General features: G+C 64.4%; 17 protein-coding genes. 13 read left to right on the top strand and 4 right to left on the bottom strand.

What is annotated here, in order from left to right:
* Positions 1-78: 78 nt before the first annotated feature.
* The 3 genes from AB0362_RS09860 (at position 79) to AB0362_RS09850 (ending at position 3,321) form a co-directional block, all read left to right on the top strand.
* Entirely contained in the window at positions 79-672 is a 594-nt protein-coding gene (locus AB0362_RS09860) for a TetR/AcrR family transcriptional regulator (protein WP_149406492.1), read from the top strand.
* A 307-nt stretch (positions 673-979) separates the two neighbouring features.
* A complete protein-coding gene (locus tag AB0362_RS09855) occupies positions 980-1,657 on the top strand; it encodes a DUF4956 domain-containing protein (protein WP_037190487.1) in 678 nt (225 codons plus the stop codon).
* A gap of 2 nt (positions 1,658-1,659) precedes the next feature.
* Positions 1,660-3,321, top strand: coding sequence for a CotH kinase family protein (locus AB0362_RS09850; protein ID WP_317809648.1), 1,662 nt, complete (start codon positions 1,660-1,662; stop codon positions 3,319-3,321).
* 11 nt (positions 3,322-3,332) lie between these two features.
* On the opposite strand, the gene AB0362_RS09845 is transcribed toward AB0362_RS09850, so the two are convergent.
* Positions 3,333-3,500, bottom strand: coding sequence for a S4 domain-containing protein (locus AB0362_RS09845; RefSeq protein ID WP_317785433.1), 168 nt, complete (start codon positions 3,498-3,500; stop codon positions 3,333-3,335).
* A gap of 87 nt (positions 3,501-3,587) precedes the next feature.
* Here AB0362_RS09845 and AB0362_RS09840 point away from each other — a divergent pair, with 87 nt between their 5' ends.
* The 6 genes from AB0362_RS09840 to dinB all read left to right on the top strand — a co-directional run bounded on the left by AB0362_RS09840 (position 3,588) and on the right by dinB (position 8,687).
* Entirely contained in the window at positions 3,588-4,436 is an 849-nt protein-coding gene (locus AB0362_RS09840; protein ID WP_317809649.1) for a hypothetical protein, read from the top strand.
* Between the two features lie 48 nt (positions 4,437-4,484).
* Positions 4,485-5,402: a polyphosphate polymerase domain-containing protein gene (locus AB0362_RS09835; RefSeq protein ID WP_269596732.1), complete on the top strand. Its 918-nt coding sequence runs from the start codon at positions 4,485-4,487 to the stop codon at positions 5,400-5,402.
* A gap of 23 nt (positions 5,403-5,425) precedes the next feature.
* On the top strand, positions 5,426-6,043 hold the full coding sequence (locus AB0362_RS09830; RefSeq protein WP_094687770.1) for a DUF47 family protein: 618 nt from the start codon (positions 5,426-5,428) through the stop codon (positions 6,041-6,043).
* A 7-nt stretch (positions 6,044-6,050) separates the two neighbouring features.
* A complete protein-coding gene (locus tag AB0362_RS09825; RefSeq protein WP_317785435.1) occupies positions 6,051-7,037 on the top strand; it encodes an inorganic phosphate transporter in 987 nt (328 codons plus the stop codon).
* A gap of 44 nt (positions 7,038-7,081) precedes the next feature.
* Complete coding sequence (locus AB0362_RS09820; protein ID WP_366235507.1) at positions 7,082-7,426, top strand: hypothetical protein; 345 nt, start codon at positions 7,082-7,084, stop codon at positions 7,424-7,426.
* A gap of 73 nt (positions 7,427-7,499) precedes the next feature.
* Positions 7,500-8,687: a DNA polymerase IV gene (dinB, locus tag AB0362_RS09815; RefSeq protein WP_179272114.1), complete on the top strand. Its 1,188-nt coding sequence runs from the start codon at positions 7,500-7,502 to the stop codon at positions 8,685-8,687.
* On the opposite strand, the gene AB0362_RS09810 is transcribed toward dinB, so the two are convergent.
* Positions 8,688-10,085, bottom strand: coding sequence for a cytochrome P450 (locus AB0362_RS09810; RefSeq protein ID WP_317809651.1), 1,398 nt, complete (start codon positions 10,083-10,085; stop codon positions 8,688-8,690).
* 95 nt (positions 10,086-10,180) lie between these two features.
* On the opposite strand from AB0362_RS09810, the gene AB0362_RS09805 reads away from it, so the two are divergent.
* Together AB0362_RS09805 and AB0362_RS09800 are read left to right on the top strand one after the other, a co-directional pair.
* On the top strand, positions 10,181-10,756 hold the full coding sequence (locus AB0362_RS09805) for a TetR/AcrR family transcriptional regulator (RefSeq protein WP_094640941.1): 576 nt from the start codon (positions 10,181-10,183) through the stop codon (positions 10,754-10,756).
* Positions 10,757-10,778: 22 nt separating this feature from the next.
* Positions 10,779-11,054 (top strand): DUF2277 domain-containing protein, encoded by a 276-nt coding sequence (locus AB0362_RS09800; RefSeq protein WP_317809652.1) that lies wholly within the window; start codon positions 10,779-10,781, stop codon positions 11,052-11,054.
* 6 nt (positions 11,055-11,060) lie between these two features.
* Here the strand turns inward: AB0362_RS09800 and AB0362_RS09795 are convergent, their stop codons facing one another.
* Positions 11,061-11,480, bottom strand: coding sequence for a helix-turn-helix domain-containing protein (locus AB0362_RS09795; protein WP_068053936.1), 420 nt, complete (start codon positions 11,478-11,480; stop codon positions 11,061-11,063).
* 292 nt (positions 11,481-11,772) lie between these two features.
* On the opposite strand from AB0362_RS09795, the gene AB0362_RS09790 reads away from it, so the two are divergent.
* Positions 11,773-12,444 carry a hypothetical protein gene (locus AB0362_RS09790; RefSeq protein ID WP_141215322.1) on the top strand — a complete coding sequence of 224 codons (672 nt, stop codon included), beginning with the start codon at positions 11,773-11,775 and terminating at the stop codon, positions 12,442-12,444.
* Between the two features lie 22 nt (positions 12,445-12,466).
* On the opposite strand, the gene AB0362_RS09785 is transcribed toward AB0362_RS09790, so the two are convergent.
* Positions 12,467-13,630, bottom strand: coding sequence for a globin domain-containing protein (locus AB0362_RS09785; protein WP_068053851.1), 1,164 nt, complete (start codon positions 13,628-13,630; stop codon positions 12,467-12,469).
* A gap of 178 nt (positions 13,631-13,808) precedes the next feature.
* Between AB0362_RS09785 and clpB the strand changes: the two genes are divergently transcribed.
* On the top strand, positions 13,809-16,355 hold the full coding sequence (clpB, locus tag AB0362_RS09780; RefSeq protein ID WP_283347694.1) for an ATP-dependent chaperone ClpB: 2,547 nt from the start codon (positions 13,809-13,811) through the stop codon (positions 16,353-16,355).
* Positions 16,356-16,391 lie beyond the last annotated feature (36 nt).

The raw sequence follows: 16,391 nt of genomic DNA, 5'->3' as shown, positions 1-16,391 counted from the left end.
GTCCGGTGACAGTATTATGCCTCACCGCTACAGTCGAGAAGCGGTACGAAACTGTTTCGATTCGATAAGGTGGCACGCATGAACAGCGACGCTCCACGTCGATCGAGGGTCAGTGCGGCGCGCGAGGAAGAATTTCTCGACGCTGCACTGATGTGTCTCGGCGACGTCGGTTACGACTCGCTGTCGATGGATCTTGTCGCCGAGCGAGCGCAGTGCAGCAAAGCCACCCTGTACCGGCGGTGGTCGAGCAAAGGGGAGATGGTGGTCGCCGCCATCGAATCGGTCGGCCCGCCGCCGTTCGCCGGAATCGATACCGGGACTCTTCGCGGCGATCTGGTGGAGCTGATGCGCCGGATCTCCGAGGGGGCAGAGCACGATCGACGTTTTGCCGCGGCGATTCACCATGCGGTGATGGTCGACGAACAGTTGGCGGCAGCGGTGCGAAGAACGTTTCTCGAACCCGAGGCTCGGTTCCTGGAATCCGTCGTCGTTCGTGCGGTGCAGCGGGGGGAATTGTCGAGCAGGCCGAGATCGGCAGACTTTCTGCAATACATGGTGTTCAGCGCAATCATGACGGGTCCGTTGACGGACGCCGAGCCTTTGGATTCGGAATACCGAACACGAATAATCGACGAAGTAATTCTGCCGTCACTTCGCTCGACGATGGATTGACGGTACGTACACGTACACGTGCGCTTACGCGTAATCAATTGATGCACAACACAACCGAAGAGTCGAACCGACCGACGTCCGAGTGGGACGCCGGGTCGTGTGCGTTCGAAATTCGATCGCTGCCAGCAAATGAACGGCTGAATTGGCAGGAAACTGCCAGCTTCTGAGGTGGAATTTCCGTCGCAGCTGTCTCTAGGGTTAACGGCATCCGAACAAACGGTAAACAGCATCGGTTGCGGATGTCGGCGCGCGGGTCACGTGCTCCCGGTGACCGGTGCGGAATTCGAATCGACTCGATCGGAATGCAATGAATTTCAACATTCAAGACCTGAGCGGAACGTTCTCGACGTTCGACATCGTGGTGTCTCTGACACTGTCGTTCGTCCTGTCGGCGATCATCGGCTGGGTCTACCGACTCACCCACAAGAACGTCTCGTACAGCCAGTCCTACGTACAGACCCTCGTCACGGTGGGCATGGTCATCAGCTTGATCATGCTGGTCGTCGGATCGAACGTGGCACGGGCTTTCGCGCTCGTCGGCGCGCTGTCCGTCGTCCGATTCCGCAACGCCATCAAGGAAACTCGCGACGTCGGGTTCATCTTCCTCGTGATGGCGATCGGCATGGCCACGGGAACTCGGTTCTACGTACTGGCGATTGCGGCCACGTTTGCGATCTGCCTGGTGATGGTGGTGATGAGCAAGTTCAACTGGTTCAAACTCGATGTCCAGCGCCAGGTCGTCAAGGTGCAGGTGCCGCCCGACGCCGACTACACCGATCTCGTCGAAGACGTACTGATCAAGTACTGCAAGGAATTCGAGCTGGTCAGTACCGAATCGGTGCGATCGGGTGCGTTGACCGAGCTCTATTTCACGGCCCAACTCAGATCCGGGAAGAAACCCGGCGAGTTGATCGCTGCTCTCAGTGAGGTCAACACAGGGCAACGGGTCTCGGTACTCACCGGATACGACCAGACGGACATCTGATCGTGACCGACCCGAACACGAACTTTCCCTCGGCCCCGACAACCCTGCGAAGGAGGCTCGTCCACCGAGTACCTCGGACGGTGCGGCAGCACTGGAAAATTGCTGCCACTCTGCTGGTGTTCGTCGTGGTGATGGCGACCGTGTTCGGGTCGACCCGGATCCGCCCGTACATCACCGGTGATGCAACCGTGATCGCCTCCGAGATCACCGAGAACGTCCAGGGCACGGTCGATCTGTTCGATACCACTGTGTCGCACTCCATTTCGATCGACGTGGACGCCGGCGACTACCAGACACTGAAGGACTCCTTCCAGAACGAAGGGGTCAAGGAGTCGGTACCCGCAGACATCACCATCGACGGAACCCTGATCACCGACGTCGGTATCCGATTGAAGGGCAATTCCACGCTGGCAACTCTCAGCAGCGACGACGGCTCGATGCCCGGCCGCGGCGGAGGGAACGCTGAAACATCCGGTCGACCAGCACCTGCAGAGGGTGGGGCGATGCCGGAGGGTGGGGCGATGCCGGAGGGTGGGGCGATGCCGGAGGGTGCAGTGATGCCGGAGGGTGCAGTGATGCCGGAGGGTGCGGCCATGCCCGGCGGTGCCGGGATGAATATGTTCGGGGAGCCGCTCAGTTTCGATGCGCCCGAGGATCTTCCGTTTCTGATCGACTTCGCGGAGTATTCCGAGGGGCGGGCCTATCAGGGTCACACCACGCTGTCGCTTCGGCCGTACACGCCCGCGTTGAACGAGTCGGTGTCTCTTGCGATCACCGAGGCCTCGGGCCAGGCGACCCAGGACTTCACCTACACCACGTACTCGGTGAACGACTCGGCCGAGACGACGCGGCTGGTTGTCGTCGCTCCCGACGACGACTACGCCAACTCCCTGGAGGACGGCGACGGGGTGCTGTACAAGGTCGGTGCCGAGGCCAGTTTCACCTACGAGGGAGACGATCAGACGACGTACGCCGAGCAGTACACACAGATCAACGCTCTCGGCACCGCGGACCTGCAACCGATCATCACGCTGTTGAAGTGGCTCGACGGTGCCGATCAGGCCGAGTTCGATGCGCATCTGGCCGACTATGTCGATGTCGACTCACTGGCGAATTACCTTGCCCTGCAGAACTTGCTGGCCAACGGCGACGACATGGGTGGCCCGGGAAAGAACTTCTACCTGTACTACGACCTGGACTCGAAGACGTTCTCGGTGGTGTCGTGGGATCTGAATCTGGCTCTGAACTCCGATTCCACCGCAAGTGCGAACGACGCGGTGTCGATGATTCCCGGTGGCGGCGGGGCAGGTGGCGGTGGGATGCCGCAGATGCCCGAGGGGTTCACACCACCGGAGGGAATGGAGATTCCGGAAGGCGGGGGGATGCCCGAGGGCGGCCCGATGTTGGGTAATTCGCTCAAGGACATGTTCCTGGACTCGACGGAATTCACCGACGAGTACGACGCTGCCTTCCGCACGATCTACGACGAGCTGTGGGCGAGCGGCCGAGTGCTCGACATCGTCGACGACGTTGCCGCATCCGTTCCGACGTCGGCGGCGCTCACTCAGGAGGAGATCGACGCCGACGCTGCGGAATTGAAGTCACGGCTGCAGATTCGCACCGATGCACTCGCCGACGATCCTGTCGTGACGGGATCGTCGTGATGTCCCGGCGGTCAGCGCAGGGTCAGGGTGTCTGCCGGGGAAACTTCGCGGCGAGGATCGCGCAGCGGCAAGCCGTTGATCAGGACCATTCCCTCCATCACGAAGGAGGCGGCCTGCGACAGCGTGCGCGCAGCGCCGGTGGCGACCAGCAACTCGGGAACAGAAGTTCGACCGTTCATGAACCGATGCTGCTCCCGCGCGGTGACCGCCGACGCTCGATCTCGTGGCGGGTAGGCGACGGTCGGGTGAACACTCGGAGACGACGCGTGGGCATGATTCTCGCGGGGTGCGGGGTCCTCGCGTCGTGTTCGGCAACCGAGCTCGCGGCTGTCGAACCCACGACCGCAACAGCACCGTTCGAAACCTGGTGCACCCCCACCGACTCGGGCCTGTCCGAGTTGTCGGGCCTGGCGTGGAGGGGCGATACCGGCTACGCCATCGGAGACCGCGGCAGCGACGACCGGCTGGCGGTGCTGGACCGGGCATGCGAGGTGACCAGGTGGGTCGACGTCGGAGCGGAGACGGTCGACGTAGAGGACATCGCCGTCGACAGCGCGGGGATCGTGTGGCTCGCCGACACCGGTGACAACGACAACGACCGCGACAGCGTCACGTTGATCGGCGTCGACGTGGCCACCGACCGGCGCACCTCGATCACGATGCGCTACCCCGACGGCGCACACGATGTCGAGGCGTTCGCTCTGACGCCCACCGGGCAACCGGTCTTGATCACCAAGGTCTCGGGCGGTGCGGCCGCGTCGATCTACAGCAGTGGCGAAACCATCGACACCACAACGACATCCATCGATCTGGTCCGTTCCGGAACGGTGTCTGCGACTGCGCCGGACGGGTCGAGCAGACCCATCACCGGTGCGGCCGTCGATGCCGACGCCACTGCGGGGGCACTGCGAACCAAGAAGGATCTGTTCGTCTTCGAAATCGCCGACGGTGATGTGGCCGCGGCATTCTCGGGCGCTCCCGCCGGTGTTGTCGAGGGCCCCGATCAACCACAGGGCGAGGCCGTCGCCTACACCGACGCGGGTGAACTGCTGATCGCCTCCGAGGCGGACGGGGCCGCCGAGTTACCCCCGATCGTGTTCGCGGAGCCGAACTGAACGCGGCGTCGCCCGACCGTGCACACCCACCGAAGGAAGGTTCGATCCATGTATCTGTTCGACAAATTTCGACCCAAGGCCGCTTTGGAGAAGCAGGGTGCGTCGCCGGAGGACCTGAACACCGAGCCCACCGGTTACCAGCAGACCGCCAGCAAGCTGCACTCGTTCAATCGGTACGAGATCAAGTACTTCGTTGCCGAGGCCGACGTCGCTCAGGTCCGTGAAGAACTGACGGCACGGATGGACACCGACCCGTTCTCGCCCAAGGGTGGCTACCCGGTCACCTCGCTGTACTACGACACCACCGATCTGCGGTTCTACTGGGAGAAGATCGAGGGCCTGAAGTTCAGGCGCAAGGTGCGGGTACGGCTGTACGGGGCTCCATCCGAGTGCACCGACGACACGCCGGTGCAGATCGAGATCAAGCAGCGCGTCAACAGGGTCACCCAGAAGCGCCGAATCTCGTTGCCCTACGACGTTTCTCAGCGGTGGCTCAACGGCCGCGAGGAGATCGAGTGCGATCCCAGTCAACGCCCGTTCGTCAACGAGGTCAGCACGTTGATCGCCAATCTGGATCTGCGTCCGATGGTCACCACCGGTTATCTGCGCGAGGCGTACATCGGTCGTGAGGCCGACCTCGGTCTACGGGTGACGATCGATCACAAGGTGCACGGGCGGGATCGCGACTTCCGATTCGATTCCGGTGCCCAGAACCGCTTCATCATCCCGCCCAAGCTCGCGATCCTGGAGATCAAGGCCAACGAGCGAGTGCCGTACTGGGTGACCGACATGACGGCACGGATGAACATGTCCGTCATCCGAGTCTCGAAGTACTGCCAGTCGATCGAGGCGTTCGAGATGGCACCTCGATCACGCGCCGGTGCGCCCGAACTGGTCCTGCCCGCCGATGCCGACCACCGCGTGCCGTCGGATCTGCTCGAGCCCTACGCCGGCGCTCGCCGGTAGCCGCACCATTCAGGAGACGAAAGATGTTCGCACGCTTCAAACCCAAGTCCGTTCTGTTCTACGACCTGTTCAACTCCTCGGCTCAGCTGTTGGCCACCGGAGCGAAGACGTTGACCGAACTGCTCGAATCCGCACCGGAAATCGATGCGGTGGCGCGTCGAATGGTCGATCTCGAGCACGAAGCCGACAGCGTCACCCACGATCTGTTCCGCACCTTGAACTCGAGCTTCATCACCCCGTTCGATCGCACCGACATCTACGTCCTCGGCTCGAGCCTCGACGACGTGATGGACCACATGGAAGCGGCGACACATCTGCTCTCGCTGTACCGAATCGACGAACTGACCCCGCACATGCACGACATGATCGACATCCTCGACCGGTCGGCCAAGGTCACCGCGGATGCAATGCCGAGGCTGGCGTCGATGAAGGATCTCGAGCGCTACTGGATCGAGATCAACGAGCTCGAGAACCGGGCCGATCATGCCTATCGGACTTTTCTGGCGGATCTGTTCGACGGCCGATTCGACGCATTGACCGTGATGAAGCTCAAGGGAGTGGGCGACGAACTCGAAGATGCCGCAGACGCTTTCGAGAAGGTCGCGCACGTCATCGAATCCATCGTGCTGAAAGAGACGTGAGTGCGCGGTGGTAGCACTGGTTCTGGTCATCACCCTTGCGATGGCGTTCACCTTCACCAACGGCTTTCACGATTCGGCCAATGCCATCGCGACGTCGGTGTCCACTCGCGCACTCACCCTGCGGACGGCGCTCGTCATGGCCGCGGTGGGGAATCTGCTCGGTTCCTTCTTCGGTGCGAAGGTCGCGTCGACGGTGGGGGAGGGAATCATTGCCCTCGACGTCGGATCCGACGCGTTGCTCGTGGTCGGGTGCGCCCTGGTCGGTGCCATCGTCTGGAATCTGATCACCTGGTGGTACGGGTTGCCGTCCTCGTCCTCGCACGCATTGGTCGGCGGCATGGTGGGAGCTGCACTGGCCGGCGGAATGACGGTGCTGTGGGGAGGCGTCGCGACCAAGGTGATCCTCCCGATGATCGTTTCTCCTGCAGTCGGTTTCGTGCTCGGAAGCGCCGCGATGGTGGCCATTCTGTGGATGTTCCGACGATCGTCTCCCAGTGCCACCAGCCGCGGATTCCGCCGGGCACAGACGTGCTCGGCAGCGGCCATGGCTTTCGGACACGGCATGCAGGATGCAGCGAAGACGATGGGCATCGTGGTTCTGGCGTTGGTCGTATCGGGCAATCAGGCCGACTACACGATTCCTCTGTGGTGCTACTTCCTCACCGCGACGGTGCTGGCGGTCGGAACGGCGACCGGTGGGATGCGGATCATGCGCACCCTCGGCCGCAAGATCATCGAACTCGACCCACCCCAGGGGTTCGCCGCGGAGGCGACGGCGTCGTCCGTGCTGTACGTGGCATCGATCGGACTGGGAGCGCCGGTGTCGACCACCCACGTCATCTCGTCGGCGATCATGGGCGTCGGGGCAACCAAGCGTACGACGGCCGTGCGCTGGGGGACGGCGGGAAACATGTTCGCAGCGTGGGTGACGACGCTGCCCGCGGCCGCTGCCGTCGCCGCGCTGACCTACGTGGTTGCTGGGGTGATTCTGTGAAGCGGGGAGCGGGTCGGATATCGATGGGCGCTGCACTCTGCCTGATGGCACTGAGCGCAGGCTGCAGTTACGAGATGACGTCGACCGAGACCGGTACCGGCATCTCGCGTGACGTGCAGGAGGCCAGGGACGGATTTCTCGAGACTCCGGGAATGAGCGAACTGTTCGACGACCTGTACGGGCAGGGCATCGGCACCACGGTCAACGAGGTGTTCGCACTGGGCATCTACATTCCGGGTTTCTGTGAAACCCGCGCTCAGCAAGGAATGTCCGATGAGGAGGCCGTCGCCGAGGTGACCGATTCGCTCGGTGCTACCTACGAGAAAGGGACCGGCGAGCCCTGGGCCGAGCCGATAGTGCAGGCCGCGGAGGACCACGTCTGCGAGTGAGCGGGCCGAGGGTGTCGGTGGCCTGTGCGAGCATGGAACGGTGGAGTCCACCGGCAGACCCGTGGCGAGCATCATGCACGCCGACCTGGACTCCTTCTATGCCTCGGTGGAGCAGCGTGACGATCCGCGGCTGCGCGGCAAGCCGGTGATCGTCGGCGGGGGAGTGGTACTGGCCGCCAGCTACGAGGCCAAGGCCTTCGGGGTACGCACGGCGATGAGCGGTGGGCAGGCACGCGCGGTCTGCCCGCAGGCCATCGTGGTGCCGCCGCGTATGGATGCCTACTCGCAGGCGAGCAAGGACGTGTTCGACGTCTTCCACGACACCACCCCGCTGGTGGAGGGCATCTCCATCGACGAGGCATTCCTCGACGTCGGCGGGCTGCAGAAGATCGCGGGCAGTGCCACCGAGATCGGACAGCGTCTGCGGCAGGACGTCGCCGAGCAGGTGGGGCTGCCCATCACCGTCGGGATCGCCACCACCAAGTTCCTGGCCAAGGTTGCCAGCGCCTTCGCCAAGCCCGACGGTCTGCTGCTGGTACCGCCCGGCGGCGAACTCGAATTCCTGCACCCGCTGAACATCGAAAGACTCTGGGGCGTAGGGAAAGTGACCGCCGAGAAGCTGCACGTTCTGGACATCAGAACGGTCGGCGACATCGCGGCCTACGGCGAGCGGTCGTTGGCCTCGGTACTCGGCAAGGGTGCGGGTGCCCACCTGTACGCGCTGGCCATGGGCCGGGATCCACGACGCGTCCAGCCCGGTAAGTCGCGCAGTTCCATCGGTGCGCAGCGGGCACTCGGTCGCGGCAGGCACGACGCGGCCGAGGTGGAGGCATCGTTGATCGGGCTCGTCGATCGCGTCACGCACCGCATGCGCGCCGCGCAGCGAACCGGCCGAACCGTCATGTTGCGCTTGCGCTTTGCCGATTTCACCCGGGCGACGAGGTCGCACACGCTCGATCGAGCGACCGCCGACACTCGCGACATTCTCGACGCCGCACTCGAATTGCTGCACGACGCGGCGCCGCTGATCGCGGAGAAGGGCATCACGTTGGTGGGGGTCACCGTGTCGAGCATCGACAGGGGCGGTGCGGAGCAACTGGAGCTGCAGTTCGACCCGCCGCAGGTACGGACACCACCGGAGGCCTCGGCCTTGGACCGGGCGCTCGACGGGGTGCACAAGAAGTTCGGCTCGACGTCGCTCACTCGTGGGGTGTTGCTCGGCCGTGATCCGGGGATCTCGGTTCCGCTGCTGCCCGACTGACTACTGCCGCACTGTGGGTTGTACCCGAAAGCCTGTGGGCATCATGGTCAGTCGCTCCTGTACCTTCAGTCGGTACGACGGGTCTGCCTGCAGGTCGAAGCGCTGCAGAATGGTTCCGAGTACCAGAACGGCCTCGTGGATGGCGAATTGCCTTCCGATGCAGGCGCGTTCACCGGTGCCGAAAGGCTTGTAGACGTGAGCGGGCCGGGCCTTGATGCGATCGGGCAAGAAGTTGTCGGGATCGAACTCGTGCGGGCGGTCACCCCACACAGGATCGCGGTGCAGCGCCGTGGCGAGCACGATCGCCCAGTCTCCGGCCGCCATGGCGTAGCCGTCGCCGACGACGGTGTCGGCGCGTGCCCCGCGGCCGAACGCCGGGACCGTGGGCCACAGGCGCAGTGATTCGTCGAGGACGCGTCGGACATATCGCAGCTTGGGGACCTGGCCGAACTCGGGCTTGCCGGTACCCCAGACCTCGTCGACCTCGGCGCGGGCGCGCTCGAAGACCTCGGGGTGCGTCGCCAGGTAGTACAGCGCAAAAGAGAGTGCACCGGAGGTGGTCTCGTGACCGGCGATCAGGAATGTCAGTATCTGGCAGCCGATGTTGGCTTCGCTCAGGGCATTCGGATTGTCGGCGTCACGCGCGGCGTCCATCATGATCTGGAGCAGGTCGCTGAAGTCTTCGGTGGATCGGCGCCTGGTCCTGACGACATCTGCGAGGACGTCTGCCAGGTACTGCTTGTTGTCCGCGTACCGGCGATCCGAGCGGGCGAACAGAGGCTTGGCGAACGCGGGAACCTTCAGCAACGCCCGCCGCTGGTTGTACGTCAGCGCACCGACCATGGCCGAGACGAACGGATGCGGCTCGGCACGCGCGAACGAGCCGAAGCTGTAGCTGAATCCGGTCCGGCCGATGGTCTCGAGCGTCAACGTCGTCATGTCGGCCGATACATCGGTCGGTGACGCGTTGCGAGAGAGGGACTCCCAATGCTCGATCAGGTCGTCGGCGACGTCGACCATGATCTCGTGGTACCCGCGCATGGCCCCTGCGGTGAACGCCGGGCGCAGAAGATCATGGGCGCGTTGCCAATTCGGTTCGTGGTTGTAGGCGGTGAACAGCCCGTCGGCTCCGATGTCCCGTAGATTCTCGACGCCCGGGGGCAAGAACTTCTCGAAGCGCTTTTCGTCGCACAGCTCGCCCACCACGTCGGCACCGGAGGCGAAGACGAATCGTCGGCCGAGGATGTGCCGCTCGAACAGCGGGCCGAGCGTGCGGGCCATCGCGGTCGAATCCTGGACGGGGGTGCGGGGATCGACGCCGACGACGTCGCCGAGCACGGGGAGTCGGTGCGGGGGATGGGGCAGGGAGCCGCCTCGTACCGCGAACTGTGTCGACATCGCCACTCCATCGTCTCGGGACCGGCCCTTGTTGAACCGTGTCAAATAGTGACCGTACTCACTGTTGAACCGGTGTCAAGTAAGGTTCGAGGCCCATGACCACACCGCGCAAGCGCATGACGCCGGCACTGCGGCGTGCGCAGCTGATCGAGATCGGCTCGGCACTGTTCGCCGAGCGGCCGTACGAGGACGTCTGGATCGAGGAGGTCGCAGACCTTGCCGGCGTGTCACGCGGATTGATGTATCACTACTTCCCGTCCAAGCGGGAGTTCTTCGTCGAGATCGTCCGCGCCGAATCGGAGCGCAACCTCGGTCTGACCGCGCCGGACACCTCGTTGCCGGTATTCGAGCAGATCGCCGCAGGCCTCGATGCGTACATCTCGTACACCGACGAACATGCGCACGGCGTCCGCGCGGTCAATCGCGGCACGTTGCTGGGGGATCCTCTGATCAACGAGATCCTCACGCGCGAGTTCGACGTCCAGCAGCAGCGGATCCTTGCCGCGCTGCCGACGACGTTGCAGGACGACGAAACGGTACGCACCGCGCTGCGCGGCTGGATCGCCTTCGTGCGAGCTGTGTGTCTGGACTGGGTGGAGCGCAGAACTCTCGACCGCGAGCAGGTGCGCGCGTTGTGTCTACGGGCGTTGTCGGGTCTTCTCGAGGTGTGAGATGCGGGGCTATCGTCGAGATATGTGCCGAAACATCACCACCCTGCGAGGGTTGGAACCGCACGCCACCGACGCCGAGATCGAAGCGGCCGCGCGTCAGTACGTCCGCAAGATCAGCGGCGTACAGAAGACGTCGGACGCCACCCGCGATGCGTTCGAGCTGGCCGTCGCCGAGGTGACGGCGACGACGCACCGACTCCTCGATGCGCTTCCCGAGCGGCGTCAGCCACCGCCGACGGTGCCGCCGCTGCGGCGTCCGGAAGTGCAGGCAAGGATTGCCGCCAGGGCCGGGTCCTAGCGGGTTCTAACGGGTGCTGTCCGGCGGCACCGCGGGTAGGCCTTCGCTCACGCGGAGTTTCTCGGCCATCGAGCTGAGCAGATTTTGCGATTCCTCGGACAGGTCGAATGCCCGAGCGGACAGGCGGCGCAGACCGTAGCCCTTCAGTTGGGTGAGCAGTTCGAGATCGTGGTCGACCTTCGTCGCATAGATGTTGTCGAAGAAGTAGTCGGGCTTGACCTTGAAGAACGCGGCCAGCGCCGCGACGGTGTCCGCGGACGGATTGGCGCGCTGCCCCGACCGCAATTGCGAGATGTAGGGCTTGGAGATCTGGTGTCCGCGCGAGGCGAGAGCGTCGGCGACCTCGGCGTTGGTGTGTGGCTTGCGTCCGGGCGGGTGGATCGTGGCGAACAGATGGTTCAGACGTGCGGCGAAATCAGCGGACATCGGGGATGTGTGTGCCTTCCTGATACAGCCGCTGCCCACCCGGGCAGATCGGTCCGCCGCGGACCGAACCGGCTCATAGTAGCCGCTGCCGTGGATCCCGCGAACCATGGCTGACCTGCAGAAATTCGTCAGAAAATCGTACTGATCGGTTTCATGCGTCGGTGGACATAGAGGGGCGAGCCCGGGCAGGCGGGTGCCCCGAGAGCGGGATCGAACGAATGGTTTTCCGCAGAATCGGACGCGTGATTCGAGCCCCGGTGGCAGACTGTCTTGCCAGGCGAAGGGGGTGGAGATGACCGATCGTCGACGGCGAACGTTCGATTCACGAGACGGTGACGCGGAGGTGGTCGAGCCGCTGCTACGCGCCGTGCTGTCCTACGCGCCGCGGGACGAATCGCGCCTGCCGCACCCCTCCGAGGGAATCACGCTCAGGGCCGAGGACGGCTCCGGGTTCGTTCGGCTCGCACTCACCATCGCAGACGATCTCGGCGCGGGCATCCCGGGGCCGTTCGGGTCCCGATTCTACGAATGCGGATCGTTCGAAGTCATTGTTCCGCAACGAGATCCCCGCGACGGCGCGCTGTTGATGATCCACCTGCTCGACGCCCGAGCGCCCCACAGATTCGAGTTCGCCACGTCCATGCCGCCTCAGTGGAGCCTGCGGCTCGAGCGCGATGGCTCGGTGTCGGTACTCGACGATCTCGGCGATGCAGTGATATTCATCGGTCGCCCATGGGCATTCGACTCCGACCTGTATCCGGTTTCGGTGCACTACACCATCGAGAACGGCCTCCTGGTGCAGAACATTCTCGCCACCGCAGACACCGGCTATCCCATCCTGATCGATCCCGACCCCGACGCGATCATCACCGGAGACGGCCGGCTCATCACCGAGACGTGGACTCCGCGACTGGTGGCCGGCGGAATCGTCGAGGATCTGCCGCCGAAATCGCTGTCCAGCTGATTGCCCTGCAGCGCAGACTGATTCAGAACGGATCGTGCTGAATGTGCTCCATCGGCGTGCCCACTTTGCGGAGGGCGTAGATCGTCGTTCGCACCATCGACGGAGACCCGCAGATCTGAATCTGCCGATCGGCCCACGAGCCGAACTGGGTCACCACCTTGCCCACCGCACCGTGCAGACGGTGGTGCATTCCCCACGGCAGTTCGCGAGGCGTGCCCGAATACCACCACGGATTCTCGAGCTGCTCGGTCACCGGAACGATCGTCAACCATGGATTCGACAGCGACAGCTGCCACAACGTGTCCAGATCGTAGAGATCGCACGGATACGTTCCGCTGACGAACAGATGCACCCGCGGATTGTTGCTGCGCTGCGCCATCTCCATGACCTGCGCACGCAGCGGAGCCAGACCGGTGCCTCCCGCGATCATCAACACGTCCTCGCCGATCGCGCGATCGACATGCATCCCGCCCAGCGGCGGACTGATCGACCAGCGATCACCCACCGCGGTCTCGGTGACCATCGCCGGTGACACCCAGCCCCCGGATACGCGTCGAACATGGAACTCGATCTCGCCGTACGGATTGCTGGGAATGGCCGGGGACAGATACCGCCAGAGCTTGGGCCGCTGCGGAATCTGCACACTGACGTACTGCCCGGGGAAGTACGGGATCTCGCCGTCGGTCTTCAATCGAACCACCGCGAGGTCGTCGAGCACCCGCTGATGCTCGACGACGGTGGCACTCCAGAAAGGCGGCAGTTCGTCGTCGTCGGCGGCGACGGCCATCGCATCGCTCACCACGGTCAGTGCATCGTTCCAGGCCGTCTCGACCTCGTCGGTCCATACCTCGTTGCCGGCGAAGGTGCGGAACGCGCTGATCAGAGCCGAACTGCCCGCACGGAAGTGCGCGCCGGAGATTCCGTGCTTGCGGTGGTCCCGGCCGAGTTGTTCGAGGAACGGTTCGACGCGGTCGGGATCGTCGAGATGCTCGAAGACGTAGCCGAGTGCCATGACGAAGTGTTCACGCAGGGCATCCATCGAGGCGGGAAACAGAGCTCGGAAGTCGGGGTGCTGGGCGAAGAGATGGCCGTAGAAGGACCGGGACAGCCGCGCCGGACCGTCCTGAGCGGCCACGACGGATTTGAATCCGGTGCGGACCAGGGAGATCGTGCGTGCGTCGAGCATCGATCCACCTCCACCCCACCGAATCACTGCTGTCGACCGACACCAAAGTAGACCGGTCGAGGATATCGCGCACGTCGCAGAATGTGGAGAAATCCAAGGTTGAGCGGAACAGACTCAACTTCGCTATGGTTGTACCGAGCGACAGTCTTTGCAGAACCCAGTCGAAAGAAGGTGACCGGTGGACAGCTTCACTCCCACCACGAAGTCGCAGGCAGCACTCTCCGCTGCTCTGCAGGCCGCATCCGCGGCCGGTAACCCGGATATCCGTCCGGCACATTTGTTGGTGGCGTTGCTCGATCAGACCGACGGCATCGCCACTCCCTTGCTGAAGGCCGTCGGCGTCGACCCCGCAACGGTGCGTCGAGAAGCGCAGAGCCTCGTCGACCGGCTGCCCTCGGCAACCGGTTCGACCACCACTCCGCAACTCGGCCGTGAAACCCTCGCCGCGATCACCGCAGCGCAGCACCTGGCCACCGAACTCGACGATGAGTACGTCTCCACCGAGCATCTGATGGTCGGCCTGGCGACCGGAAACGACGACGTCGCCAAGCTGCTGACCGGCCACGGAGCCGGACCCAACGAGCTGCGCGACGCCTTCCAGGCCGTCCGGGGCAGCGCTCGGGTCACCAGCGCCGATCCGGAGAACACCTACCAGGCGCTGGAGAAGTACAGCACCGACCTGACCGCGCTCGCCCGGGAAGGCAAGCTCGATCCGGTCATCGGCCGCGACACCGAGATCCGGCGAGTCGTACAGGTTCTCTCCCGACGCACCAAGAACAACCCGGTGCTCATCGGCGAACCCGGCGTCGGCAAGACGGCCATCGTCGAAGGACTGGCCCAGCGCGTCATCGCCGGCGACGTACCCGAAAGCCTGCGCGGCAAGACCGTCGTCTCTCTCGACCTCGGTTCGATGGTCGCCGGCGCGAAGTTCCGCGGTGAGTTCGAGGAACGGCTCAAGGCCGTGCTCGACGACATCAAGAACTCCGCCGGTCAGGTCATCACGTTCATCGACGAGTTGCACACCATCGTCGGAGCCGGCGCGAGCGGTGAATCGGCGATGGATGCGGGCAACATGATCAAACCGATGCTCGCCCGCGGCGAACTGCGTCTCGTCGGTGCGACGACCCTCGAGGAGTATCGCAAGTACATCGAGAAGGACGCCGCTCTCGAACGACGCTTCCAGCAGGTCTACGTCGGTGAGCCGTCGGTCGAGGACACCGTCGGCATCCTGCGCGGACTCAAGGAACGCTACGAGGTGCATCACGGCGTCCGGATCACGGACTCCGCCCTCGTCGCCGCGGCAACCCTGAGCGACCGGTACATCACCGCCCGGTTCCTGCCGGACAAGGCGATCGACCTGGTCGACGAGGCCGCGTCCCGTCTGCGCATGGAGATCGACTCGCGCCCCGTCGAGATCGACGAGGTCGAACGCGCCGTCCGTCGCCTCGAAATCGAGGAGATGGCACTGGCGAAGGAGACCGACGACGCGTCGAAGGCTCGACTCGACAAGCTCCGCCAGGAGCTGGCCGACCTGCAGGAGAAGTTGGCCGGGCTCAGCACCCGCTGGCAGAACGAGAAGAACGCCATCGATTCGGTACGGGCACTGAAGGAGGAGCTCGAGAACCTGCGCGGCGAATCCGATCGCGCCGAACGCGACGGCGATCTGGGCAAGGCCGCCGAACTGCGCTACGGACGCATCCCGACCCTCGAGAAGGAGCTCGCAGCCAAGACCGAGGACTCGCCCGCCCAGGGTGACGTGATGCTCAAGGAGGAAGTGGGCCCGGACGACGTCGCCGACGTCGTCGCAGCCTGGACCGGAATTCCGGCCGGCCGGATGCTCGAAGGCGAGACCGCGAAGCTGCTCCGCATGGAAGACGAGCTAGGCAAGAGAGTCGTCGGACAGAAGGACGCAGTACAAGCGGTGTCCGACGCCGTCCGACGCTCCCGCGCCGGAGTGGCCGATCCCAACCGTCCGACGGGATCGTTCCTGTTCCTCGGACCCACCGGCGTCGGCAAGACCGAGCTGGCGAAAGCGTTGGCGGAGTTCCTCTTCGACGACGAACGCGCGATGGTCCGCATCGACATGAGCGAGTACAGCGAGAAGCACGCCGTCGCTCGGCTCGTCGGTGCGCCTCCGGGCTACGTGGGCTACGAGGCCGGCGGCCAGCTGACCGAAGCCGTGCGCAGGCGTCCGTACACCGTGGTGCTCTTCGACGAGGTCGAGAAAGCGCACCCCGACGTGTTCGACATCCTGCTCGCCGTACTGGACGAAGGCCGCCTCACCGACGGCCAGGGCCGGACCGTCGACTTCCGCAACACGATCCTGATCCTCACCTCCAACCTCGGTGCCGGCGGCACCAAGGAGCAGGTGATGGACGCGGTGCGGCGCTCGTTCAAGCCCGAGTTCGTCAACCGCCTCGACGATGTCGTGGTGTTCGACGCCTTGTCCGAGGACCAGCTCGAGTCGATCGTCGACATTCAGCTCGGCTTCCTCGCCAAGCGTCTCGCGGCTCGTCGCCTGACGTTGGAGGTGTCCTCGCCGGCCAAGTTGTGGCTCGCGGCCCGCGGCTACGACCCGCTGTACGGCGCGCGTCCGCTCCGCAGGCTGATCCAGCAGGCGATCGGCGATCAACTGGCGAAGCTCCTGCTCGCCGGCGACGTCCACGACGGCGACGTGGTGTCGGTCAACTCGAGCCCGGACGGCGAACGCCTGATCCTGGGCTAGCGGCGGCCCTTCTCCGCAACAGGCCCACCCGAGCAC

It is taken from the genome of Rhodococcus sp. NPDC079359, from assembly GCF_040702585.1.
In the GTDB taxonomy this organism is placed as follows: Bacteria; Actinomycetota; Actinomycetes; order Mycobacteriales; family Mycobacteriaceae; genus Rhodococcoides.
This window is presented reverse-complemented; position numbering and strand designations above follow the sequence as displayed.